The 23,605-nt window shown below is 44.1% G+C and carries 17 protein-coding genes and 1 riboswitch; of the genes, 6 read left to right on the top strand and 11 right to left on the bottom strand.

Annotated features, from left to right (window positions below; genetic code table 11):
* Nucleotides 1-46 precede the first annotated feature (46 nt).
* Complete coding sequence (locus U0033_RS27695; RefSeq protein WP_072359848.1) at nucleotides 47-1,018, top strand: ribonucleoside-diphosphate reductase small subunit; 972 nt, start codon at nucleotides 47-49, stop codon at nucleotides 1,016-1,018.
* A gap of 107 nt (nucleotides 1,019-1,125) precedes the next feature.
* A complete protein-coding gene (locus U0033_RS27690) occupies nucleotides 1,126-3,528 on the top strand; it encodes a ribonucleoside-diphosphate reductase subunit alpha (protein WP_072359850.1) in 2,403 nt (800 codons plus the stop codon).
* Nucleotides 3,529-3,592: 64 nt separating this feature from the next.
* Here U0033_RS27690 and U0033_RS27685 read toward each other — a convergent pair whose 3' ends face one another.
* Nucleotides 3,593-4,180 (bottom strand): TrmH family RNA methyltransferase, encoded by a 588-nt coding sequence (locus U0033_RS27685; protein WP_072359852.1) that lies wholly within the window; start codon nucleotides 4,178-4,180, stop codon nucleotides 3,593-3,595.
* Between the two features lie 103 nt (nucleotides 4,181-4,283).
* Between U0033_RS27685 and U0033_RS27680 the strand changes: the two genes are divergently transcribed.
* Nucleotides 4,284-6,974 (top strand): AsmA family protein, encoded by a 2,691-nt coding sequence (locus tag U0033_RS27680; protein WP_072359854.1) that lies wholly within the window; start codon nucleotides 4,284-4,286, stop codon nucleotides 6,972-6,974.
* A 206-nt stretch (nucleotides 6,975-7,180) separates the two neighbouring features.
* On the top strand, nucleotides 7,181-7,591 hold the full coding sequence (locus tag U0033_RS27675; RefSeq protein ID WP_143150700.1) for a hypothetical protein: 411 nt from the start codon (nucleotides 7,181-7,183) through the stop codon (nucleotides 7,589-7,591).
* 76 nt (nucleotides 7,592-7,667) lie between these two features.
* Here the strand turns inward: U0033_RS27675 and U0033_RS27670 are convergent, their stop codons facing one another.
* From U0033_RS27670 to U0033_RS27645, 6 genes are all read right to left on the bottom strand, one after another.
* Nucleotides 7,668-10,844 carry an efflux RND transporter permease subunit gene (locus U0033_RS27670; RefSeq protein ID WP_072359857.1) on the bottom strand — a complete coding sequence of 1,059 codons (3,177 nt, stop codon included), beginning with the start codon at nucleotides 10,842-10,844 and terminating at the stop codon, nucleotides 7,668-7,670.
* A gap of 38 nt (nucleotides 10,845-10,882) precedes the next feature.
* On the bottom strand, nucleotides 10,883-12,034 hold the full coding sequence (locus U0033_RS27665; RefSeq protein WP_072359859.1) for an efflux RND transporter periplasmic adaptor subunit: 1,152 nt from the start codon (nucleotides 12,032-12,034) through the stop codon (nucleotides 10,883-10,885).
* Between the two features lie 56 nt (nucleotides 12,035-12,090).
* Nucleotides 12,091-13,422 (bottom strand): TolC family protein, encoded by a 1,332-nt coding sequence (locus U0033_RS27660; protein WP_072359861.1) that lies wholly within the window; start codon nucleotides 13,420-13,422, stop codon nucleotides 12,091-12,093.
* Nucleotides 13,423-14,024: 602 nt separating this feature from the next.
* A complete protein-coding gene (gene lipA, locus U0033_RS27655) occupies nucleotides 14,025-14,948 on the bottom strand; it encodes a lipoyl synthase (RefSeq protein ID WP_072359863.1) in 924 nt (307 codons plus the stop codon).
* Between the two features lie 259 nt (nucleotides 14,949-15,207).
* Nucleotides 15,208-16,062: a hypothetical protein gene (locus tag U0033_RS27650; RefSeq protein ID WP_072359865.1), complete on the bottom strand. Its 855-nt coding sequence runs from the start codon at nucleotides 16,060-16,062 to the stop codon at nucleotides 15,208-15,210.
* A 240-nt stretch (nucleotides 16,063-16,302) separates the two neighbouring features.
* Nucleotides 16,303-17,604: a DUF2851 family protein gene (locus U0033_RS27645; protein ID WP_072359867.1), complete on the bottom strand. Its 1,302-nt coding sequence runs from the start codon at nucleotides 17,602-17,604 to the stop codon at nucleotides 16,303-16,305.
* A 113-nt stretch (nucleotides 17,605-17,717) separates the two neighbouring features.
* Nucleotides 17,718-17,840: riboswitch (SAM riboswitch) on the top strand.
* A gap of 128 nt (nucleotides 17,841-17,968) precedes the next feature.
* Between U0033_RS27645 and U0033_RS27640 the strand changes: the two genes are divergently transcribed.
* Nucleotides 17,969-19,147, top strand: coding sequence for a trans-sulfuration enzyme family protein (locus tag U0033_RS27640; protein ID WP_072359870.1), 1,179 nt, complete (start codon nucleotides 17,969-17,971; stop codon nucleotides 19,145-19,147).
* A gap of 50 nt (nucleotides 19,148-19,197) precedes the next feature.
* Nucleotides 19,198-20,379, top strand: a complete 1,182-nt coding sequence (locus tag U0033_RS27635; protein WP_072359872.1) for a homoserine dehydrogenase — start codon at nucleotides 19,198-19,200, stop codon at nucleotides 20,377-20,379.
* A gap of 85 nt (nucleotides 20,380-20,464) precedes the next feature.
* On the opposite strand, the gene U0033_RS27630 is transcribed toward U0033_RS27635, so the two are convergent.
* The 4 genes from U0033_RS27630 to U0033_RS27615 are packed head-to-tail and all read right to left on the bottom strand — an operon-like array spanning nucleotide 20,465 to nucleotide 23,324.
* Nucleotides 20,465-21,025 carry a Maf family protein gene (locus U0033_RS27630; protein WP_072359874.1) on the bottom strand — a complete coding sequence of 187 codons (561 nt, stop codon included), beginning with the start codon at nucleotides 21,023-21,025 and terminating at the stop codon, nucleotides 20,465-20,467.
* The gene (locus U0033_RS27625) at nucleotides 21,025-21,966 is read right to left on the bottom strand and encodes a geranylgeranylglycerol-phosphate geranylgeranyltransferase (protein ID WP_072359876.1); all 942 of its coding nucleotides are present in this window, start codon (nucleotides 21,964-21,966) and stop codon (nucleotides 21,025-21,027) included. Before U0033_RS27625 ends, U0033_RS27630 begins: the two co-directional genes overlap by 1 nt.
* Nucleotides 21,967-21,987: 21 nt before the next feature.
* Nucleotides 21,988-22,509: a KdsC family phosphatase gene (locus U0033_RS27620; RefSeq protein WP_072359878.1), complete on the bottom strand. Its 522-nt coding sequence runs from the start codon at nucleotides 22,507-22,509 to the stop codon at nucleotides 21,988-21,990.
* 50 nt (nucleotides 22,510-22,559) lie between these two features.
* Nucleotides 22,560-23,324, bottom strand: a complete 765-nt coding sequence (locus tag U0033_RS27615; protein WP_072359879.1) for a Rossmann-like and DUF2520 domain-containing protein — start codon at nucleotides 23,322-23,324, stop codon at nucleotides 22,560-22,562.
* Between the last annotated feature and the right edge of the window lie 281 nt (nucleotides 23,325-23,605).

Genomic DNA, 23,605 nt, shown 5'->3' with positions numbered 1-23,605 from the left:
TCTGGCATGTCTATATACGTTAACCATAATTAAACAAAATTGAGTGATGAACTACGAGAATGAACTCCTTTTAAGGGAAAATAAGGATCGCTTTGTCTTGCTGCCAATCAATTATCCGGCTGTATGGGAAAAATATAAGAAGCACGAAGCCAGTTTCTGGACAGCTGAAGAAATTGACCTGAGTGGAGACCTGAAAGACTGGGCTAATCTGAATGATGGGGAACGTCACTTTATTACACATGTACTTGCATTTTTTGCTGCCAGTGATGGCATTGTAAATGAGAACCTGGCAGTAAACTTCATGAGTGAAGTACAGCTACCGGAAGCTCGTTGTTTTTATGGTTTTCAGATCATGATGGAAAACATCCACTCAGAAACCTACGCATTACTGATTGATACTTATGTAAAAGACCCGGTGGAGAAAGACCGCCTGTTCCATGCGATTGATACCGTACCTGCTGTTAAGAAAAAAGCAGAATGGGCATTGCGCTGGATTGAGAACGGCAATTTTGCTGAACGCCTGGTAGCATTTGCTGCAGTAGAAGGTATCTTCTTCTCCGGTAGCTTCTGTTCTATCTTCTGGCTTAAGAAGAGGGGTTTGATGCCAGGTCTTACATTCTCCAATGAATTGATCAGCCGTGACGAAGGACTGCATTGTGAATTTGCATGTCTGCTTTATAGTATGCTGGAACAAAAGTTATCGGAAGAACAGGTTCACCAGATCATTTCCAACGCAGTAGAAATTGAAAAGGAATTTATTATCGATGCGCTACCTGTAGCATTGATTGGCATGAACAGTAAGCTGATGGCCGAATACATCGAATTTGTAGCAGACCGCTGGTTATCAGAATTAGGATATAGCAAAATATATAATACTGCAAATCCGTTTGATTTCATGGAGATGATTTCTCTCCAGGGAAAAACCAACTTCTTTGAAAAACGTGTAGGTGATTATCAGAAAGCGGGTGTAATGTCTGGAAAGGATACACAGACTTTCAGTCTTGATGAAGATTTCTGATTATTTACCGGATTCAGGTATAAAGGCATAATAATTGCAAGCTGTAAGCTGACATTTTTTTGCCCACACATATTCGAACAATACTAACCTTTTAAATTCATTTAACCATGTTTGTAATTAAGCGCGACGGCCGCAAAGAAGCGGTAAAGTTTGACAAGATTACTGCCCGCGTTGAAAAACTTTGTTATGGATTAAATGCGGACTATGTAGATGCTATCGACGTTGCCAAGAAAGTAATTCAAGGCTTATATGATGGTGTAAATACTACCGAGCTGGATAACCTGGCTGCCGAAACAGCCGCTTCGCTTACTACAAAACATCCTGATTACGCACTGCTGGCTTCACGCATTGCAGTAAGCAACCTGCATAAAAATACAGTGAAATCATTCTCTCAGACAATGAGGAACCTGTATGATTATATCGATCCTAAAGTCGGCAAACCCGCTCCACTGATCTCTGACGATGTAATGGAAATCATTAGCAAAAATGCAGAGATCCTTGACTCCAATATCATTTACGATCGCGATTTTGCATTTGATTACTTCGGTTTCAAAACACTGGAACGTTCTTACTTATTAAAGATAGACGGGAAAGTGGCGGAACGTCCACAACATATGTTGATGCGTGTGGCAGTTGGTATACACAAAGACGATATTGACGCTGCTATCAAAACATATAACCTGATGAGCGAACGCTGGTTCACACACGCTACGCCTACCCTGTTCAATGCAGGTACGCCAAAGCCCCAGATGTCCAGTTGCTTCCTGCTCACCATGCAGGACGATAGTATTGAAGGTATCTATGATACACTCAAGCAAACTGCAAAGATCTCACAGAGTGCAGGAGGTATAGGCCTGAGCATTCACAATATCCGCGCTACAGGTTCTTATATCAGTGGTACCAATGGTACAAGTAACGGGATCATTCCGATGCTGCGTGTGTTCAATGATACGGCACGCTATGTAGACCAGGGTGGAGGTAAGCGTAAAGGCGCTTTCGCTATCTACCTGGAACCATGGCATGCTGACATTTTCGAATTCCTGGATCTGCGTAAGAACCACGGTAAAGAGGAAATGCGTGCAAGAGATCTTTTCTATGCACTGTGGGTACCAGACCTGTTCATGAAACGTGTGGAAGAAAATGGCGAATGGAGCCTGTTCTGCCCTCACGAAGCACCAGGACTGCATGAATGCTGGGGTGAAGCTTTCGAGAAATTGTATACAAAATATGAAAGTGAAAACCGCGCACGTAAAACTGTGAAAGCACAGGATCTGTGGTTTGCCATTCTCGATGCACAAATTGAAACAGGCAATCCTTACCTGCTGTATAAGGATGCTGCAAACAGCAAGTCGAATCAGCAGAACCTGGGTACTATCAAGAGCTCGAACCTGTGTACAGAAATCATCGAGTATACAGATGCTAATGAAGTAGCAGTATGTAACCTTGCTTCCCTGGCATTACCACGCTTCGTGATCGATGGTAAATTTGATCACCAGCGTTTGTTTGATGTAACTTACCAGGTAGCGATTAACCTGAACCGCATCATCGATCATAACTTCTACCCGGTTGAGCAGGCACGTAACTCCAACCTGCGTCACCGTCCTATCGGGCTGGGTGTACAGGGTCTGGCAGATGCTTTCATCCTGATGCGTTATCCGTTTGAAAGTGAGGAAGCGAAACAGCTGAACAAAGATATCTTTGAAACCATCTACTTTGCAGGCCTCACGGCATCCAAAGACCTGGCTGTAAAAGAAGGCGCTTACGAAACCTTCCCTGGCTCTCCGGCCTCAAAAGGGATCCTGCAGTTTGACATGTGGGGCGTATCTCCTTCCAGCCGCTGGGATTGGGCTTCACTGAAAACATCGATTAAGAAGCATGGTATCCGTAACTCACTTTTACTGGCGCCAATGCCGACTGCATCTACTTCTCAGATCCTTGGTAACAACGAATGTTTTGAACCATATACATCTAACATCTACACCCGTCGTGTACTGAGTGGGGAATTTGTGGTAGTAAACAAACACCTGCTGAAAGATCTGGTAGAGCTGGGCCTGTGGGATAATGATATGAAGAACAAAATCATTGCGGCAAACGGTTCTATCCAGCACATCCAGGAAATACCAGCTAATATCAAAGCGCTGTACAAAACCGTTTGGGAAATCAAACAACGTACAATTATTGATATGGCTGCTGATCGTGGTGCTTTCATTTGTCAGTCTCAGTCACTGAACCTTTTTGTTGATACACCTTCTGCTGCGAAGCTGACATCTATGCACTTCCACGCGTGGAAGAGAGGTCTGAAAACAGGTATGTATTATCTGCGTACACAGGCTGCAGCACAGGCAGTACAGTTTACTGTAGAAAAACAGGGAGGCCAGAATATGGAACCTATGATTGCAGCAACAGCTCCTGCAGGTGAAAAGAAAGTAGATCCAAAGCTGGATGAGGTGGACATAATTGAAGGTGCAGTGTGCACCATGGAAGAAGGCTGTGTGACTTGTAGTGCTTAATGCAAAAAAAACTCAATAGATAAAAAAAGCTTTTGCCTATGGCAAAAGCTTTTTTTATCTGGATTTATTCTTCTTCATAGCCCCATTGCTCCAACAGGGTATTATACTGTTCATCCGGCAAACTCCGTTTCTCATAATGCCCTGCCAATGTCTTTTGTCTCATCGCTTCATAAATACTCACCGCACAGGCTACAGATACATTCAATGAACGGATGATCCCCATTTGCGGAATAATAAAATTGCCATCAGCAGCTTCCAGGAATGCTTTCGATACACCTGTCTGCTCATTTCCAAACACTAATGCAACAGACGCTTTAAAATCAATATCATACAAACTCACCGAATCCTGTGCCAGGTGGGTAGTCATCAATTTATCATATCGCTGCTTCAATACCCTGATACATTCATGCACATCCGTATACTTATGATGCGTTAACCATTTATTCGCACTCGATGAGCTTTTGGCACCCCATTTTTTTACTCTTGGAGGCTTGTTACTCACGGTAAAAATCTCCTGTATACCTACAGCATCGCAGGTACGCATGATAGCAGCAATGTTATGCGGATCTTCAATATTCTCCAGCACCACTGTGAGGCCAGCCTGGCGTCTATTCAATACGGACAGTATTCGCTCTCTACGTTCGGGCGTCATAATCAATTAGATATAAAAATTCAAAGGCAAAAGTAAGCTAATTTGAAGAATACGGTATTTACTTGTTATCTTCAATCGGAATATATAAACCTATATCTGCCACATGTTAAAGAAGATCCTGAAAGTAACCGGTATACTGCTGCTCGTATTATTAGTTGCAGCTATTGCCATTCCTTTCCTGTTCAAGGGAAAGATTATGTCCATCGTAAAAACTGAACTGAACAAGCAGTTAGAGGCGGACGTTGACTTTAAAGACGTAGATATCAGTCTGATCAGACACTTCCCGCGCCTTGCCGTAGCACTGGAAGATCTGCAGGTGGTAAACCGCGCACCTTTTCAAGGAGATACCCTGATCTCCGTGAAAAAAATCGATGTGGCATTGAACCTGATGAGCGTAATTAAGGGTGAAACCTACGATATTTACAACATCAATATTGAGGCACCCCGCATTCACGCCATTATCAACAAAGATGGTAAGGCTAACTGGGATATTACCAAACCGGATACAGCCCAGGCCAATCCGGCAGATACCGCTGCGACTAAGTTCGCAATGAGACTGCAACAATATAAAATCGAAGATGCTTATATCGAGTATACTGATCGCGAAGGAGATATGGGCCTGGTCATCGAGAACCTGAACCATTCCGGTAAGGGTGATTTCACACAGGACCTGTTTACCCTCAACACCACGACCGAAGCAGCAGCAGTTACCTTCCGTTATGGCCTTATCCCCTACCTGCTGCGCACCCACACTAAAATGGATGCAGATATCAAGGTGGATAACAAAACAAGTACTTACACCATTCAACAGGCCAAAGCCAGCCTGAATAACCTGCAGCTCACCGCGCAGGGTTCTTTCACATTAGTGAATGACAGTACTTATGGCATGGATCTGAGTATGAAGGCGCCTTCTATCCAGTTCAAAGACATCCTTTCCCTGGTACCGGCTATCTTCATGAAAGACTTTGACAAGATCAAAACTTCTGGTACAGCATCCTTTGATGCCTATGTAAAAGGTACATACAGCGCTTCACAGATGCCAGCATTTGGCCTGAACCTGAATGTAAAAGATGGTTATTTCCAATATCCTGACCTGCCTAAACCAGTTAAGAATATCCAGATCGCCCTGAAGGTCAACAATCCTGATGGCGTTCCTGATCACACGATCGTAGACATGCCATCAGCTCACCTGGATATGGACAATACGCCGCTGGACCTGCGTCTGCTGGTAAAAACCCCTGTATCTGATATGTATGTAGATGGTGCTGCAAAAGGTAGCCTGGACCTGTCTAAAGTAACCGAATTTGTAAAATTGGACCAGGGAACTGCCATCAGCGGTATTGTAGATGCCGACGTAAGCGCAAAAGGTAACATGAGCGCTATTGAAAAGCAGCAGTATGATCGCTTTTATGCAGCAGGCACCATCCTGGTGACCAATCTCCTCTATCGTAGCAAAGACTATCCTGACGGCGTAAAGGTGAATACCCTTTCCATGAAATTCAACCCTAAAAATGTAACAGTTGAATCATTCGATGGGCAGTACATGGGTACTAATTTCAAAGCCAATGGTGCTGTAAATAATATGCTGGCTTATGCATTTAAAAATGAACCGCTGGATGGTAACCTGACCGTGAAAGCAGATCAGATAGATCTGGATAAATGGATGGGAACAGAGACCAGCACTACCACAGCAACGGATACACCAGCTGCACCATTTGCAGTACCTGCCAACCTGAATCTGAGCCTGAATGCAGCAGCAGATAAAGTTCACTATGACAAACTGGATCTGACTAATGTAACCGGAGCCCTGCTTGTAAAGGACCAAACCGTTACGATGCAGCAGGTAAAAGCGAATGCCATGCAGGGTACAATGGAGGTAAATGGGAGCTACAGCACAAAGACCAATCCTAATACACCTGATATCAGCATGGCGTACAACGTACAGCAAATTGATATACAGCAGGCATTTAAGTCTTTCAATACTGTACAGAAACTGATGCCGATTGCCCAGTTCATTGGTGGAAAGGTAACATCTCAGTTAAGTTTGAAAGGCCAGCTGGGAAAAGATATGATGCCGGTATTGAGCAGCCTGAATGGGGATGGTAATTTGCTCGTGCTGGAAGGTGCATTACAGAAATTTGGCGTGGTAGATCAACTGGCCAATACACTGAATGTAACCGCCCTTAAAAACCTGTCACTGAAAGATCTGAAAACCTACTTCTCTTTTGAAAATGGAAGAGTGAAGATCAGCCCCTTCACGGTAAACTTCAATGGTATGCATATGGTAATCGGAGGCTCCCACGGCTTTGACCAGTCATTGGATTATACCATGCTGATGACACTGCCAAGAAGCGTGATCGGCAAGCAGGGAGATGCCCTGATTACGAGCCTGGCCACTCAGGCTAGTAATAAAGGTATACCCGTAAACGTAAGTGATAGTATTCATTTAAATGTTTTATTGGGCGGAAATATCTTAAAACCAACATATAAAACTAACTTGCAGGAAACCGCTGGAAATACAATGAATAACCTGAAAGATCAGGCGGCTACTTTAGTTAAAAATAAAGTAGACACTGTGAAGACGGCGATTAAAGACACTTTGCAATCAGTTAAAAACCAGGCTGTCGCCACCGTTAAAGAAGCAGCAAAAGAAGAGCTGAAAAAGCAGTTATTGGGAGGAAAGAAGGATACAACGAATACGACTACGCCTTCCAACAAGGCGGAAGAATTGAAAAATGCTGGAAAAGAGGCGGTAAAAGGAATCGGAAACATTTTCAAGAAGAAAAACAACTAGGGAACACATTATAAACATTTATATACACCAATAACGGGCATAATGCACCCTTAATCCGAATTTTTTTTGAGGATTTTCTTAATTCACTAAATTGGACAACTTTTTGTCTGACATTTTTATCACCTTAGCAAAGCCGTGGAAAATTGCTTATTCTCCATCCTTTGAGTGGATGACATGTTAACTTGAGAGAAAACCTTAATAAGTATATGGAATACGAGCGTTACATATCAGATGGCCTAATCGAAAAACACTTTCTCGGGTTTACTTCTCTTGAAGAGGAAGAAGACCTGCGAATCCATTTGAATATTTTTCCTGAATTACATACAGAAATGGAAGATGTAGAACGTCGTATAGAACGGGCAGCATTTAAGGATGCGCCGATGCCTCCCGCACATATTAAAGTTGCTTTGATGCAGCGAATTGCACGGGAAGAGGCTACCAGACAAGCAAATGTGTCATCCCGTATGCAAAATAAGGTGTATAGAGATGTTGCGCCACCAGAAGATAAAATTACTGTTCATATAGGATGGAAAATATTTCTTATATTCTTTCTATCCTCGATTGCCCTGTCCCTGTTAGCCATTTTGCTATACTACAGACAAGTGGTTGGTAAGTAAAATGTTAAAGCCCGCTCAATTGAGCGGGCTTTTTTTATCCTTTTGAAATAAGGTGGCCAATGGCCACCTTATTTATTTATACATCCATATGATCCTGCATCACTTTATAATTGTCCTGTATCGCCTTCAGTTTCTCCTTACCATAAGCCAGCCTTGTAATTGTTACAAACAACACCGGTACAATAAAGATGGCCAGGAAGGTAGCGGTAAACATACCCCCCAACACTGTCCAACCCATCGTCTTACGGGATTCTGCACCTGCACCGGAAGCCAGTACCAGTGGCAGAATACCTAACAGGAACGCCAGGGAAGTCATGATGATAGGACGCAAACGCAGCTTCGCAGCTTCTACAGTCGCTGTTACCAGCTCCATACCCCTATCCACACGTTCCTTCGCAAATTCCACGATCAGGATCGCGTTCTTTGCCGACAAACCAATCAACGTTATCAAACCAATCTGTGCATATACGTTATTACTGATCTTTGGCAGAAAGGTTAGCGTCAGGATCGCACCAAATGCACCAATCGGCACTGCCAGCAATACGGAGAATGGTACAGACCAGCTTTCATACAATGCTGCCAGGAAAAGGAATACGAATATGATAGAGAGCGCGAAAATGTATACCGTCTTACTACCGGATAGCAACTCTTCACGGCTCAGGCCAGAGAACTCATATCCATAGCCTTCAGGCAGTACCTCTGCAGCAACTTCTTTCAGCGCATTGATCGCATCACCACTACTATACCCAGGTGCCGGGCTACCGTTAATTTCCGCAGAACGGAACAGGTTATAGTGAGAAATTACCGGCGCAGTTTCTATCACTCTGTAATTAGTTACCGCACTCAATGGCACCATGTTGCCGCTTGAATTCTTCACAAACATCTGGCTCAGATCCTTGATATCACCACGATAGCTGGAATCAGCCTGTGTGAGTACGCGGAAGTTACGACCATAGATAGTGAAGTCATTCACATAGGAGCTACCCATATAAGTAGATAAGGCGGTTGCCACAGAAGAAATAGATACCCCCATCTTCTTCGCTCTTTCACGGTCTATATCCAACTGGTAACCGGGTGTGCGTGCCGTGAAGAAGGAGAAGCTCCTTGCTATTTCACGACGCTGGTTAATCGCAGCTGTAAATTTCTGTAATACGGCTTCAAATGCTTTGATATCAGGATCTCCACTACGCTGCTCCAGGATAAAGGAGAAACCAGCAGTACTACCCAAACCTGGAATAGCTGGTGGCTGGATTACGACTACAGATGCCTGTTTCCAGCGGGAGAGCTTTGCTTGTATATTAGCGGCAATTGCCTGGATCTGCGTTTCTTTGGTCTTTCTGTCATCCCACGGTTTCAGCTGTACGAAGATGGTTCCACTGTTTGACTTGGTCGCAAAACTAATTACGTTCAGACCCCCCAATGCTGCATAGTGACCAATACCAGGTACACTGTCCAAAGCCTTCATCATACCATGCAGCGCATCCACAGTACGCTCTGTAGAAGCAGATTCCGGTAAGTCGAAGGTAACGTATAAACGGCCATCATCTTCTATAGGTAGGAACCCTGTAGGCTTGGTTCTGAACAGCATAAACACACCCACACAAATACATAGCAGCAGGATCATTACATACCTTGCCCAACGGATACTTTTCTTAACCCCCAGTGAATAACGGCTGGTTACATGACCAAACCAGTTATTGAAACGATAGAATAATTTGTTCAGACCTTTTGAATCCTTATCCAGGTGCATAGGACGCAGAATCAGCGTACACAATGCAGGCGTCAGAGACAGGGCGACGAAAGCAGAGATCAGTACAGAGATCGCGATCGTAATCGCAAACTGCTGATACAATCGACCTACGATACCGGGGATAAATCCTACCGGTACGAATACCGCTGCCAGGATCAGCGCAATTGCGATAACCGGTCCGGAGATTTCTTTCATAGCCTGTATGGTGGCTTCCTTCGGCGACATCTGCTCATGATCCATATTATGCTGGACCGCCTCCACCACCACAATGGCATCATCCACCACGATACCGATAGCCAGTACGAAACCGAACAGGGTCAGGGTATTGATGGTAAAACCCAGTGGTATAAAGAAGATAAACGTTGCAATGATAGACACCGGAATCGCCAGCACCGGAATGATGGTCGCTCTCCAGCTCTGCAGGAACAGGAACACTACGATCACCACCAGGAACAGGGCTTCCAGCAGAGTTTCAACCACCTCGTGAATAGACACTTTCACAACAGATACTGACTCGAATGGTACTACGTAATCTACATCCGCAGGAAATGCTTTCTTCAGTTGTTCCATTGCGACAGTCACATTCTCTGCAGTTTCGATCGCGTTACTACCAGGCGCCTGGTATACCAGCAGGTAAGAAGCTCTTTTACCATCTACGAAGGAGTTACCGGTATAGTTGAATTTACCCAGTTCTACGCGGGCTACATCTTTCAGGTAAACGAGGCCACCATTGTTAGGCTGGGTCTTTACAACGATATTTCCGAACTCTTCAGCATTTGCCAGACGACCTTTTACGAAAATATTGTACTCATAGGTCTGACCGGTTTTTTGAGGAGGTGCACCTATGGAACCAGCTGCAATCTGAGCATTCTGCTCTGTAATAGCAGCTTTCACTTCATCGGCCGAAACATTCATTTCTGCCAGCTTATCAGGCTTCAGCCATACACGCATACTGAAATCATCTGCACGGGTAAAGATATCACCCACACCTTTCGCACGCAGCAGGGCATCTTTAATGAAGATGTTAGTATAGTTGTCCAGGAAGGTCACATCATGTGTTCCCTTGGGAGAATATAATGCCACCAGCATCAGGATACTGGGGTTACGCTTCCTTACGGTAAGACCTAAACGTTGTACTTCCTGGGGCAGGGTTGGCTGAGCGATACCCACACGGTTCTGTACATCCAGCGCCGCGATATTGATATCTGTACCTACTTCAAAGTTTACAGTAAGGCTCATGGAACCACTGTTTGTACTGTTACTGGTCATGTATGTCATACCAGGCGTACCGTTTACCTGTACTTCTACAGGCGTGGCTACGGTCTGCTCAATGGTCTGGGCATCCGCACCTGTATATGTACCTGTCACCTGCACCGTTGGAGGTGAGATTTCAGGATACTGACCGATAGGCAGGTTGAGCATCGCCAATATCCCTACCAACACCAGTACGATAGAGATTACTATCGCGGTGACCGGTCTGCGTATAAAAGTATTTGCAATCATGTTCTTCTTCTATTGATTCAAACTCAAACTGTTTACTATTATTTTTTAGGAGCCTGGCCTGGGCCCTGCTGCGGTTGTTTTGGCACACCTGAAGTGTCTATCGCGCCGCCATCACGCAGACGATTGAAGCCATCAGTGATAATTACTTCACCGGCTTTCAGACCATCACTTATTACAACGCGATCTCTGAGTTTTGGCCCCAGGTGGATCTTACGTTGTTCTGCAATCGTATCTTTTGCTACGAATACGAAGAATTCACCCATCTGCTCTACTACAGCCCTGTAAGGGATGATTACATTTTCACCACTCTGCTCGTTCAGCACCTGCAGTACAGCACTCATACCATCTTTCAGCTCATCTTTAGGATTGGCGAACTCGATACGTACTTTGATCGTAGCGGTCTGGTTGTCTACTCCACGGTCAACGGCGAGTATCTTACCTTTTTCAGAATAAGGAATACCTCCTGGCAGTGTAAGGCGGAAAGTAGAGTCATTCGGCGTAATAGTCTTACCCTGCATAGCTGAGAAGCGGGGAATATCAGTTTCGCTCACCACAATATCCACAGCGATTGGGTTCTCGCTGGACATGGTATTCAGTAATGTAGATCCCTGGCTGATCTGTGCACCCAGTTTTACCTGAGAGATACCAATACGGCCTGTGAATGGCGCTTTAATAACAGAATAATCCAGGTCTGTGCGGGTAGAGAGCAAGGCTGCTTCTGCAGCTGCTACGCTGGCACGGCTGGTTTCGAGGGTAGCATCGGCATTGTCGAGTGTTTGACGTGCGATCGCATCCTGCTTGGCCAATTCGTGATAACGGTTAGCATCCTTCTGAGCACGCACCAACGTAGCTTTTGCGCTCGCCAGATTTGCTTCGGCCTGACGTACAGCGGCTTCATATTTACGACGGTCTATTTCATACAGTGCTTTTCCTTTCTGCACGACCTCCCCTTCTTTAAAAAAGATACCGGTGATATAACCGCTTACCTGTGCACGCAGTTCCACCTGGTTCAGGGCCACCACTGAAGCCGGGTATTTATCGTAATAAATAGCCTGTCCCATAGTCGCAGCCGTTACATTTACCTTAGTAGCCGGCATCGCCATAGCACCTTTTTGTTCCGGACCTTTACAGGAAGCCAGAAAAAACATACCTGTAGCGCCAATGAGGAGAATGTGTTGCTTTGTTTTCATCTGAAAATATTTGTCCTTTCAATGACTGATCAGTTTTAATCAGCCAGTTTTATCATTTATTGAATTGATGGTGTTAATGTACCCAATGCCACTTCCAGGTCTATCTTGCTGGATAATACCGTGTACATAGCATTATAGTAGTTCAGTTCTGCGGAACGAAGATCTGTCTGGGCCGTGATCACCTCCAGGTAGGTCTTTATCCCTTCCCGGTATTGCAGATCAATCAGGTTGAATACCTCCTTAGCCAGTTGCACGTTTTCCTGCATAACAAAGTATTCGTTCAGATTACTCTTGTAAGCAGCCATTGCCTGGGTATATTGAGTATTGATCTGTTGCTTCAGTGATTCTACATCCCAGTCAGTACGCCTGAGGTTCAGCTCTGCGATCTTGATATTATGAGTACGTTTAAAGCCCTGGAAGATAGGCAGGGAAACCGTCAGGCCAACCAGCGAATTAGGATAGTTGTTGTTGTACAACTTCCCGAAATCTTTGTTGAAATAAGCGAAGGTATAACTACCGGATGCTGATACAGTAGGCAGATAGCTCCACTTATTATAACGGAGTTCTGCTTCCAGTAGTGAACGCTGGGTTTGCAGCAACTGGTACTCAATCCTGTTCTGGTACGTCACGGTAGTATTGGTATCCAGCTGTACGTTCTGTGCCATCTGGATGGTGTCATATTTCACATCCAGCGCAGAATCCGGCGGAAAGCCCATGTATTGCTTCAGTAGCGCATTCTTAGCTTTCAGAGATTCTTCTCCTGTTTTCTTTTGCGCTTTGGCATTGTTCAGGGAAATGGTAGCTCTCTTGTAGTCAGTCTTATCTACAATACCGCTCTGATATTGATTGAAGGCATCCTTCAGGCTACGTTCCAGGCGCACAATATCTTCATCCAGCACTGCTACCTGTGCTTTGGTCAGCAACATGTCATAGTAAGCTTTGGATACGTTGGATACCACATCAATCTGATTGCTGGTAGTATTTTGTGCGGCTTGCTGGCGTACGACCTTAGCAGTTCTACTGGCCAGCAATACATCTCTGTTAAAGATGTTTTGCGTTAACGTAAAAGCTGCAGAAGAGGTGTTAGCCACACCGGTGGTGATGGCCGCGCCATTAAAATAAGAGGTCTGCAACTTAAGATAGTGGTTCAGGCCGGCGGCCAGATTCAGCTGGGGATACCAGTCAGCCAGTTTGCTTTTGATGGTATGTTCCGCAATTTCCTGGTCCACCAGCGATTGTTTCACCGCCGGCTGGTGGGTCAAAGCGTATTGGATGCAATCCTGCAAAGACGCTTTTGGAATGACGGAATCAGATACCTGCTGTGCAAAGGATGAGGTGCTTATAAGCCCTGCTCCCAACATGGCGGTCAGATAAATTACTCTTTTCATAAAAGGTTTTGACAATCAGTTTCTTCTTTAGACCAATCGTAGAACAAAGCAGTAATGCTATATGTTCTTTGCTTGCGCTGTAATTAATTAAGATTTAAATAGAACACACAATACCGGGTATCAGCACAAATCAATATGTACTAACAATCAAACAGGTAGGTTGCAGGTAATGTAGGTGTAAGCTGCGGTTCTGGTCGTATATATGGGCATATACCGGGGGAAATGTCCGCATATTCCCCTGAAACTATTCGAAAAAATGCGCTGCGAAGATAATTATTCAATTAAATTTTTCTATCTCTATTAATCATCAGGTAGTCAATATTTTGCTAACTGGCGAATCAGTTGGATAGTAACTAAAGGTCTGCTGGTTATAAAAATGCACCCCTATTCTGGTCCTGTTGCAGTTTGATTTGTTTCCCTTTGGTAAAAAATCATTACCTGTAAGCCTTTGTGCAAAGCGCATTGGCCATATGACTCTGGTATAACTTAAACTGCAACTTTACCTTTATTTTATAAATACTTCTACTCGCAATTGAAATGCGAAGATATGATGGAAATAAAAAAATCCATCACCGCTGATGGATTTTAATAAACAAGATTAGTTATTGATTAGGCCGCCCACTATGGATATGCTTCTCTGCATGGTAGGAGGATCTTACCAATGGTCCTGATTCTACATAATCAAGACCCATTGCATAACCGATTTCCCTATACTCTGCAAACTCATCCGGGTGTACAAATCGTACTACAGGAAGATGCTTTGGTGTAGGCTGCAGATACTGACCCAGGGTCACCACATCACAACCGTTATCGTACAGATCCTGCATTGCCTGGATCACTTCTTCTTTGGTTTCGCCCAAACCCAGCATAACACCGCTTTTGGTACGCATACCTCCATCTTTCAGACGGCGAATTACTTCGAGGCTTCTGTGGTATTTAGCCTGGATACGCACCTGTTTGGTAAGGCGTTCTACTGTTTCCAGGTTGTGAGATACGATTTCCGGTGCAACGTCAATAATACGTTGCAGGTTTTCCCATTGTCCTCTGAAGTCAGGGATCAGGGTTTCCATAGTCGTTTCTGCGTTCAGCGCCCTTATAGCCTTGATGGTATTGGCCCAGATAATGGAACCACCATCTTTCAGCTCATCTCTGTCTACAGAGGTGATTACCGCATGTTTCACCTTCATCAGGAAAATGGCTTCTGCTACACGCTGTGGCTCATCCCAATCTACTGCTTCAGGTCTGCCGGTGGCTACTGCACAGAATCCGCAACTACGGGTACAGATATTTCCTAATATCATAAAGGTAGAAGTACCGGCTCCCCAGCACTCACCCATATTAGGACAGTTTCCGCTTTCGCAGATGGTATGTAATTTATGGGTATCTACAAGGCTACGAACCTGTTTGTAGTTATCTCCTATTGGTAATTTGACACGCAGCCAGTCAGGTTTTTTAGTCCTGGGGGCAGGTGCAGCATCAGGTGCTGTACTGCAAGGTGTTGCGGTCGTGAGTGTTGGTTCTTGCATCTCTGATCCTTTCTTTAAGATTACAAAAATAGTACTTCTCGGGGATTTTAAGCCGGCTTATTAAGAGGGGGTTACTAAGATCCGCCTGTTAGCCACTCTTTATTATGAAACGATTTCTCAGTATCGTCTTCTTTCTTCCATTCTCTGCCTTGCAGAAACTTTCTCCTGTTTACTCCATTTTAGAGCCTTCCTCATTCCAATAAAAATAAAAAACGCCTTTGCCTGGTAGCAAAAGCGTTTTTCATATTATTTCTCATTTTTACTTCTTCTTATTCCAGCGCTTACCAAACTGTAAAGCTATATAAGCATTGAAAAAGAATTTTTTAGGATCATTATTTACCATTATAGCTACGTCCTTAGTATAATATTCTGCATTGACACCTACCTCCAGCGCACTCACCACTTCATTGAATCTGGCCCAGTCAAAACGGAGCCCGGTCTTTGCATGTACACCAGGCGCTACTGACACCTCTCCCCAACCTTTTCCAAATCCACCACCACCAATAATCTTATCTCTGTTTAGAAATGCCTGGTTATATATTGTGCTTTCACCATACTTAATGGTTTTTACAGTAACGCCATCATTTGGATCAAGCACATTCACATAATAAGGTTTCAGTAATCCGATAGAAAGGCCTCCATAATAGAAAGCATTTACCAATACACCATTCTTATTGGCCTTACCACCTATCAATCTTTGCTGACCGATGCCGATCTTCACCTGGTAAAAGTTATTCTGCTTGCCATAGATATAAGGCTTCTCAGAATATACAAAGCCATATTGATCTACCCCCTTGATCGCACCTGATTTCTTATCTTCTTTAGGATCTTTCTTTTCTGCAAATTCGAACTGGAAGAAAGTTACTTTGGTCCTGCTGCTGCGATATCCCTTTTCAAGGAATCCACTCCAGCCGTCGGAATTCAAACGGGCTCCTACTGAGAACTCACGTTCATACACATTCTCCAGTTCTTCCTGAGCTTTCAGTGTCGTTACGGGTTTAGACTTCTTCTGCTCCCTAGGCTGTAATCCTGACTTTACCGATGAAGTATTGTCCTGTGCCTTCAATCCACCCGCCACTACCAATAAAAGCAAGAATAAGTGTAATTTTTTCACCTGTATAGATTTGTTTTGTTAAGGGAGTAAATTTAAATATGATTGATCAGCCTCATCACGAATTACAAACAAAAGTATCCTGAGTCTAACTGCATCGCCCACTATTACTAATAAACGTAAGGGGCGTAATATTGGTATACTTATCCTTACAAACCTACACGTTTTTTCTTTCATGTGTAAATTTGTTTTTATCCCCGGGCCGTGCCTCCTTCCAGGTATAACGCACTCGGAGTAAAATGGTTACAGGCTGATGCCTGTCTTCAGCAATTTACACCCTATTGCACATTGCAAACACCGCTTCTCCTCGCAGTAATGCTGTTTCAGGTGCAGTAAAGCCTGGGAATCGGCAGCGTCTCCAGCCAGGATACCGACCTTTTTCCATCCTTCCATTACATTGTTTTCCTCTGCGGGCAGGGTTTCCATCATGCCCAATGCCCTTTCCTGGTATTCCGGCAACTTTTTCTCCCTGCCATATAAATACAGCAAAGGCAGGATACTATTAATGATCACATTCCTCGTTACCATAATTCCCGGCCTTCGCATTACCACGGCTGGCGTATCAAAGCGGTAATGATCTTTCCAGTAGCCCTCGGGCTGTACAAATAATACCTGCTGAAAATGCTGCAGATCCTTCATCTCCAGCAGCCGGGCAAAGAGCTCCCTCCCCTGCTGTAACAACACCGCCAGACTTGCCAGCCTCACTGAAGGAAATGACGCAGGCCGCATCCGCAACCATCGCCATTGATGAGGCAACAAAGCCAGCAAATGGTATTTCCGCTTCAGAAACGCATATTCTGCCTGCAGGTCTAATGGATATTCATCTGCAAAAGGCCCTTCCAGCATACCCGCCTGCCCAAATAACAATGCTTCCAGCTGCGCAAGATCATGCTTATTCCGCATCAGCATTGTATAAGGCAGACTCTGAGCCAGCCTCAGAAAAGCCTCCCCATTCACCGGCATACCATAACCATAGGCAATGGCCCAGTAGCAGCATTCCTCCCAGTTATTATGACTCTTCTTTAACCATTCCTTCATCATATCCGCCCTCTTCTCCATTCGCTCCACCAGCAGCCGGTCTTTCCAGCTTCTCCACGTCAACCGCTCCACTGAAGCCACATTCCCTGCACAAGGCACAAAATCTGCTGAATGCTTCAGCTTTGCATACCTGTGCAGCACCATTTTAGGAATAGCCGACTGCAATTCCAAAATAGGAATACCCTGTGTGTTCACTTCCTCCAGATCATGTTCAAACACGACATGCAGTATGACATTCCGATAGCGAAGGTCACGCTGATGATTGTGCCTGAACCAGTCAGACGTTTTTAAATGCAATTCTACATTTCCTGCCCAGATTGTATCACCAATCCTTAACCTTGCATTGCTGAAATCCGGACCATCATTGCTGTTCAGCACTCCCGGTTGTAGTACCTGCACAGCCTCTCCTTCTATCGTATGTAAATGGGAAATGGTAAACAAACGATGCTTCCAAATATATTGGAACAGCTCCTCTGTGAGAAGCGGGGCAATTTGAACAATGGTCATAATCCTTTCTTTGCTAATAAATTTAGCATTTCCTATACCAGACTTCCAAATTTTTCTTTTTTTGGAAATCTGATGTAGTTACCATTAACTTTGCACCCAGTTCTTTAACACATGACTTATCCAGAAAGGCGGAGGGACTTGGCCCTGCGATGCCTTAGCAACCAACCTTGTTTAAAAACAAGGGAAAGGTGCTAATTCCGGCTCCGGTTATACACATAACCAGAGATAGATAAGTTGGCAGAGATTGACATTTTCATCGTACTTATATACTGAAAAGGCTCTTCCAACTCCGGGAGAGCCTTTTTTGTTTTGGGTAGTTATCTGTTCTGAACTATAAGTTTCATAACCGTATAATTGCTTTGCGTTGAAAATAGCCACACAGTTATTACATAGTATCCCTGTAGATGAATTGACGGGCGCCATCTCCGTTCCCATCTATCAGACATCAACCTTCGTACAGGAATCCCCCGGCATCAACAAAGGGTTCGAATTCTCAAGGGCGAACAACCCTACGCGCAAGGTGCTGGAAAACATCATCTGCAGCCTCGAAGAAGGCCACGCAGGTTTTGCCTTTGCCAGTGGTATGGCTGCTATCGACGCAGTGATGAAACTGTTGAAAACAGGTGACGAAATCATGGCGGTCGAAGATACTTATGGCGGTATCTTCCAGATGTTCCAGCATATGTTCGAACGCTTTGGCATCAAAGCAAACTTTGTAGACACCAGCAATACCGATAAAGTACTGGCTGCCATCACACCCAACACAAAGATGATCTGGCTGGAATCGCCCACCAATCCTACATTACGCGTTTCTGACATCAAATCAATCAGCAAGATTGCCAAACAGCACAACGTATTGCTGGTGGTAGACAATACCCTTTGTACACCACTGCTGCAACAGCCCATTCCATTGGGTGCAGACATCGTTATCCACAGTGCCACCAAGTACCTCGCTGGCCATACAGATGTAATCGCAGGACTGGTAGTAGTCAATAACAAAACACTCGCCGATCAGTTACGCTTCAATCAGAATATTTCAGGAAGTATACTCAGTCCGTTCGAAGCATGGCTCACCATCAGGGGCATTGAAACCCTGTGCCTGCGCCTGGACAAACAATGCAGCAATGCCATGGCTATCGCCACCTGGCTCTCCACGCATCCAGCTGTAGATAAAGTATTTTATCCAGGACTGGCATCACACAAAAACCACCACATCGCCCGTAAGCAACAAAAGCAATACGGTGCACTCGTGAGCTTCTCTCTCAAAAATGACAACATCAAAAATGCAATCAGAGTAGTGAACGCCACCCGGCTGTTCAAACTCGCCGAAAGCTTTGGTGGCGTAAAGAGTATGCTGGATCATCCGGCGACTATGACACACCGGAATATTCCGGAAGACCACCGCAAAAAAACAGGTTTACAGGACTCATGTATCCGCCTCTCCGTAGGTATTGAAGATGCAGAAGACCTGATCAATGACCTCAAACAGGCACTGGATAAACTGAACCTGCCTGCTGGTAAACAAATTACAGTTTTACAATAAACGCAAAACCGTTTTGCAACGGACACTGAATGCAGCACTAAGTATTGAACATGGAAAACAAAATTATCAATCTGGGTATTTTCGGATTTGGTTGTGTGGGACAAGGACTTTACGAAGTATTGAACAGAACTAAAGGTATCAATGCGCGTATTAAGAAAATATGTATCAAAGACCCCAATAAGCCGCGTCCTATCGATGCCAGCTATTTCACAACAGACAAGAACGAGATCTTACAGGACCCTACCATCGATGTAGTAGTGGAACTGATTAACGAAACAGAAGCAGCCTTCGAAATCGTAAGCACCGCCCTACGCAATGGGAAAGCAGTAGTAAGCGCCAGCAAACGCATGATCGCCGAAAACCTGCCTGCCCTCTATCAACTGCAGGTTGAGAACAAAGTACCATTCCTCTATGAGGCATCCAGCTGTGCTAGTATTCCTATCGTGCGCAACCTGGAAGAGTATTATGACAATGATCTGCTCAATGCAGTAGAAGGTATCTGTAACGGGTCTACGAATTATATCCTGACCAAGATCTTTGAAGAAAATCAAGGCTTTAATGAAGCCCTTCAAAAAGCGCAGGAGCTTGGCTTTGCAGAGACTGATCCAACCCTGGATATCGAAGGCTACGATCCTAAATTCAAGATCGTGATCCTGCTGTTACACGCCTTCGGTACATTCGTAAAGCCAGAAGAAGTATTCAACTTCGGTATACATCGCCTGAATGATTTCGATATTCAGTTTGCGAAACAAAGAAATTCAACAGTAAAACTCATCGCTGGTTGCAGAAGACAAAACGGAAGTGTGAATGCATCTGTATTGCCACACCTCGTTAAAGAACACAACCTGCTGTATGATGTATATAACGAGTATAATGGTATCCTGCTAGAAAGTGCATTTACCGACAAACAATTCTTTGTAGGAAAAGGCGCTGGTGGTACCGCTACAGGTAGCGCAGTATTATCCGATATCTCTGCACTCACTTACAATTACAGATACGAGTATAAGAAGATCAAACAGTCAAATTCACCTGCATTTACAAACGATGTGCAGTTAAAAATCTATCTGCGTTATCGTACTGCCGATCAGGTACATCTGCCAGACTTCTACAATATCTCTGAAAAATATGAATCCTCTACCTGGCGTTATATCGTTGGGGTGATCAATCTGGAAAAACTGAAAGAAGCGAAATGGCTGAAGAATCCGGATGTAAACCTGCTGGTATTGGAATAAATCTTGCGTTAATAGGAAGTATAAAGATATTAACCAACCAAAATCAAACGGTGTTCCTGCTCTGATCAGGACACCGTTTATTATTTTATAATTTTTCTACGACATTGCTCACAGGCAATCCCATCACGTTATAAAAACAACCATCAATCCGGTCAATACCTACCGCACCAATCCATTCCTGGATCGCATAAGCACCCGCTTTATCATAAGGTTTAAAGTTGTCCACATAATAAGTGATCTGCGCTGTCGTCAGGGGCTTAAAGTGTACCGCTGTTTCTTTTGAAAAAGCTTCTTCCTGTCCGTCACGAAGAATAATCACCCCGGTGATTACACGATGTTCCCTTCCACTGAGGGCACTCAGAATACGAATCGCATCTTCCCTGTCTCTGGGCTTTCCAATAATTGTATCATCCAATACAACTACCGTATCAGCAGTAATAATAATGTCGTCTACCTTACACAGTGGCGCTACGGCTATGGCCTTTTGACGGGCTATATGCACGGGAATATCCGGAATGTGCATATCAGCAGGAAATGTTTCCGCCGTATCTACCACTTTCACTTCAAAGGGAATGCCAGCCTGCTCCAGCAGCTGTTTACGCCGGGGCGACTGGCTACCCAGTATTACACGTTTGCCTGTATACATCAGAGGAATAATTTAAAGAAGACCATCGACAGGATACCTGATAACATTACCAGTTTTACAAGTGAACTCACTTTATGATAATGCTCCGGCAGGTGTGCCTTTTTCAATAAAGAGTAAATATAATAACATGGCACCTGTACAAAAATTAACAGGTAAGCGATAGCAATATACCAACCTATCAGTGCTACTCTTATTTCTACTACCACAATCAATATTTGCAATCCCAGCAGCAAGCCATAGCAGATCTTCTTTGCCGGCTCCACGCCCCACACAATAGGTATAGTACGGCAACCATCCTTGCTGTCGCCTATCACATCTTCCAGATCCTTTACAATCTCCCTTACCAGGGAAATCACAAAAGCAAACACAGCATAGATCCCGATAATCTGGATCAGCTTTCTGCCTTCAGGAGACATGATCGCTTCAAAGCTCTCGTAGATCTGTTTTTCATAAAAGCCAACCACAACTACTGCCAGCGCTGTCAGCAAAGAGATCAGTACATTCCCGATCAGTGCCTGGCGCTTAAATGAAGTGGAATAGAACCACAGCAGCAGCGAACACAATACCTGTGTAAAACCAAGGTAGATCTGGCCTATCTTCCAGGCAGCAATAAAGCCGATACTTACCCCCGCGAGATTGAAAATGGTGTGCCAGGCCATTGCCCAGCGACGGTTGATTACCTTATCCAGCACCATTTTATCTGGCTTATTGATTATATCAATATTAATGTCAAAGTAGTCATTAATAATATATCCAGCAGCCGCAATCAACACTGTCGAAAAACTCAACAGGCAGAAAGATGCCACTGACAGGGAAGGTTCTACACCATTATAACGGAGTATAGGAGCTACTACACAGTATTGCAGTAAATATTGCGTGAGGGCTATGTATATAAGGTTTGGATACCGTACCAGTTTAAAAAATGCTGTCAGTAACTTCATAGTCAATTAATTGAAAATAAATTAGCGGCTGGCTATTTCTTCGTCAACCGTCCAGTGCCCATTGAGTTTCAGCACTTTCTCGATTACTTCCCTTACGCAGCCATTTCCGCCATTTACCGGTGAGATATAACGGGATATACTTTTGATCTCAGGTACAGCATCAGCCGGACATACCGGCAGACCTACCAGCTGCATTGCACGGTAATCGGGGATATCATCTCCCATAAAAATGACCTGCTCCCATTGCAGTTCATTCTCAAATACGTAATCCTGCAGCTTTTCCTGTTTATCAGTTATACCGGTATAAATATCTTTAATTCCTAATCCCTGTAAGCGGCTTACCACACTTTCCGATCTGCCACCCGAAATGATGGCGATACGGTAACCTTTCTTCACAGCCAGCTGCAAAGCATACCCATCCTTAATGTTCATTCTGCGTGATTGCTCACCATTAGGCAATAATTGTACTGTACCATCTGTGAGCACGCCATCTACATCAAACACAAAAGTGGTGATGGGCTTAAAAAGAGATAAAACGTTCATTGCGTTTATTAAAATATCGTATTGCGCAAAAGTAGTATAGATTTTTGATGTCAGGCATTATAGAAATCATAAATACTATCTGACATCACCCTATATATTTCCTGCAGATGTTGCTGATCCTGAATCAGTGCCCTGTGTTTAGACATCGTTTCTTCATCCTTCCTCATAGCCGGGCCTGTCTGCACAGTTTCCGGAGCAAATTTCTCCAGTCTTTCAAAAGTTTCTCTGATAATGGGCTGAAGCAAATTAAAATCCAGCCCTTTTTGCTCACAGAACTGCTTAGCCCTGGTAATCAGGTGATTGGTAAAATTATTACATAGCACTGCACCCAGGTGCAATTGCAACCTTTGTTCAGAACTTACTACCTCTATCCGGGATGAAATACTCTGTGCTATAGATTGCAGCCTTCGCATCACCTCGTCATTGCTGGCTTCCAGCAGCAGCGGAATAGCAGGGTAATTTTTCACTTCCTTACGGATTGACTGTAAAGGATACATCACCCCGGTATGGGTGGAGATCCGTTTGATCGCATCCAGGGATACGGCGCCGGATGTATGCAAAACAATCCTTTTACCCAGGCGCAGCTCCTCATTCAGTTCCGGAAGGGCTGCATCGCTCACTGCCAGTAAATAAATGTCTGCTTCCATGTTAATATCCAGGAGATCGTCAGTAGCAGAGGCATGTAAATTTTCTGCCAGTACCTGGGCATTTTCCTTCTTCCGGCTAATAACCTGTAAAATCTGGTGTCCGTGTATTTTTAATAATGTTCCGAAACAATGCGCAATATTTCCCGCGCCTATAATTACTATGTTCATCGGGTAAAAGTGGTTATTAATATATTATGGTGTACCGGTAAGAAAAAGCAAAATTTTGGTAACCGGGCTCATACAGTTATATGGTACAGCACGTTTTCCTTCCGTTCAGCGTTGTTATCCAGCAATTTAACCATTAAACTGTTAATCATTCATTTTTAATGGATTTCCCAAAAATATTACATTTATATTCAATGTTTTAAAAGAGACTGATTTTTTATTCTACCACTTCTTTTATATACTTGCAAAAATCGGATAGCCCCGTTTTGATCAGTTGGCTATCC

The sequence above is a fragment of the Chitinophaga sancti genome (assembly GCF_034424315.1).
Taxonomy (GTDB): domain Bacteria; phylum Bacteroidota; class Bacteroidia; order Chitinophagales; family Chitinophagaceae; genus Chitinophaga; species Chitinophaga sancti.
Note: the sequence above shows the minus strand (reverse complement) of the source record. Positions and strands in the feature narration are given on the sequence as shown.

What these genes read in the sequence shown, in the direction of transcription:
- U0033_RS27685 (WP_072359852.1), bottom strand. Translation starts at nt 4,180, where the DNA reads ATGACGCCCGAACGTAGAGAGCGAATACTGTCCGTATTGAATAGACGC.
- U0033_RS27645 (WP_072359867.1), bottom strand. Translation starts at nt 17,604, where the DNA reads ATGACCATTGTTCAAATTGCCCCGCTTCTCACAGAGGAGCTGTTCCAA.
- U0033_RS27620 (WP_072359878.1), bottom strand. Translation starts at nt 22,509, where the DNA reads ATGAACGTTTTATCTCTTTTTAAGCCCATCACCACTTTTGTGTTTGAT.
- U0033_RS27635 (WP_072359872.1), top strand. Translation starts at nt 19,198, where the DNA reads ATGGAAAACAAAATTATCAATCTGGGTATTTTCGGATTTGGTTGTGTG.
- lipA (WP_072359863.1), bottom strand. Translation starts at nt 14,948, where the DNA reads ATGCAAGAACCAACACTCACGACCGCAACACCTTGCAGTACAGCACCT.
- U0033_RS27625 (WP_072359876.1), bottom strand. Translation starts at nt 21,966, where the DNA reads ATGAAGTTACTGACAGCATTTTTTAAACTGGTACGGTATCCAAACCTT.
- U0033_RS27665 (WP_072359859.1), bottom strand. Translation starts at nt 12,034, where the DNA reads ATGAAAACAAAGCAACACATTCTCCTCATTGGCGCTACAGGTATGTTT.
- U0033_RS27675 (WP_143150700.1), top strand. Translation starts at nt 7,181, where the DNA reads ATGGAATACGAGCGTTACATATCAGATGGCCTAATCGAAAAACACTTT.
- U0033_RS27615 (WP_072359879.1), bottom strand. Translation starts at nt 23,324, where the DNA reads ATGAACATAGTAATTATAGGCGCGGGAAATATTGCGCATTGTTTCGGA.
- U0033_RS27680 (WP_072359854.1), top strand. Translation starts at nt 4,284, where the DNA reads ATGTTAAAGAAGATCCTGAAAGTAACCGGTATACTGCTGCTCGTATTA.
- U0033_RS27695 (WP_072359848.1), top strand. Translation starts at nt 47, where the DNA reads ATGAACTACGAGAATGAACTCCTTTTAAGGGAAAATAAGGATCGCTTT.
- U0033_RS27670 (WP_072359857.1), bottom strand. Translation starts at nt 10,844, where the DNA reads ATGATTGCAAATACTTTTATACGCAGACCGGTCACCGCGATAGTAATC.
- U0033_RS27660 (WP_072359861.1), bottom strand. Translation starts at nt 13,422, where the DNA reads ATGAAAAGAGTAATTTATCTGACCGCCATGTTGGGAGCAGGGCTTATA.
- U0033_RS27690 (WP_072359850.1), top strand. Translation starts at nt 1,126, where the DNA reads ATGTTTGTAATTAAGCGCGACGGCCGCAAAGAAGCGGTAAAGTTTGAC.
- U0033_RS27630 (WP_072359874.1), bottom strand. Translation starts at nt 21,025, where the DNA reads ATGTATACAGGCAAACGTGTAATACTGGGTAGCCAGTCGCCCCGGCGT.